Below are 1,002 nucleotides of genomic sequence, written 5' to 3' on the forward strand. Positions count from 1 at the left end.
GTGTCCTGGACGGCCCCGCAGCTGGTGCTTCAAGCGGTCCCGTGGACGGTTCTCCGGGTGACTCCTCAGGTGATCCTTCCGGTGCTGCGACGGTCGGCCCTCCGGGTGATGCTCCCAGTGGTGTCCCGGGCGGTTCCCCGGGTGATGCTTCGGATGCTTTTGAGGGCGGCGCCTCGGGTGTCCCTGCAGAGGGGTCCCCGGGCGGTTTTCCGGGTGGTTCTTCGGGTGGTCTGAGCGGTGCGTGTGCGGCGGATTCCGCGGGCGTGGTCGGGGTTGAGGATCTTTCGTGGCCGTTGGTGAGCCAGGTGCGGGAGGCCGCGCTGGCGTTGGCGGTGACGGCGCTGCCGGGCTCTGCGGAGGTGTGTCTGGCGCAGGTGGAGGAGTTGGCGTTCGCGCGGGATCGGCTGGAGGCGGCGATCGCCCTACGGGCCGCGCGGGTGCACGCGGCCGGGGCGGCCCGCCCGGCCGGGCATGCCTCGACGCGGACGTGGTTGCGGTCGGTGTGCGGGATGAGCCGCCGGACGGCCTACCGCACCGTCGCCCTGGGCGTCGAACTGGCACGCCTGCCCGACGTACGGGCACGGTACGCCGCCGGGAACCTGACCGAGGCGGTGGTGGCGGCGATCTGCGCGGCCACCACCGGGCTCGGTGATGAGGACGCGGCCAAGGCCGAGACGATCCTTGTGGAGCTGGCCGATTGCGCCGGGCCGCAGGAGATCGCCAAAGCGGGACGGTATCTGCGGGCGGTCCTGGACCCCGGCGGGGAGGTCAAGGACGCCGCCGCCGACTACGACGCCCGGTTCCTGCTGTTGCGGGAGACCGAGAGCGGTGGGGTGGAGGGGGAGTTCCGTCTGCCGCGGGAGGCCGCCGCCCGGCTACGGGCCCTTTTGGACGCCTACGCCAAACCCAGGGCCCAGGGAGATGACCGGCCGCTTCGAGTCCGTAACGCCGACACGCTGATCGCACTTTTGGAGCAGCAGATCACCACCGAACTCCTGGTGT

At 71.7% G+C, this 1,002-nt stretch carries 1 protein-coding gene; it reads left to right on the plus strand.

Annotated elements, in window-relative coordinates:
• Positions 1-296: 296 nt before the first annotated feature.
• Positions 297-1,002, plus strand: a 706-nt coding sequence (locus tag AP234_RS00075; protein ID WP_268777988.1) for a DUF222 domain-containing protein, incomplete at its 3' end; no start/stop codon positions are given.

Source organism: Sphaerimonospora mesophila (assembly GCF_001417795.1).
Lineage (GTDB): Bacteria > Actinomycetota > Actinomycetes > Streptosporangiales > Streptosporangiaceae > Sphaerimonospora > Sphaerimonospora mesophila.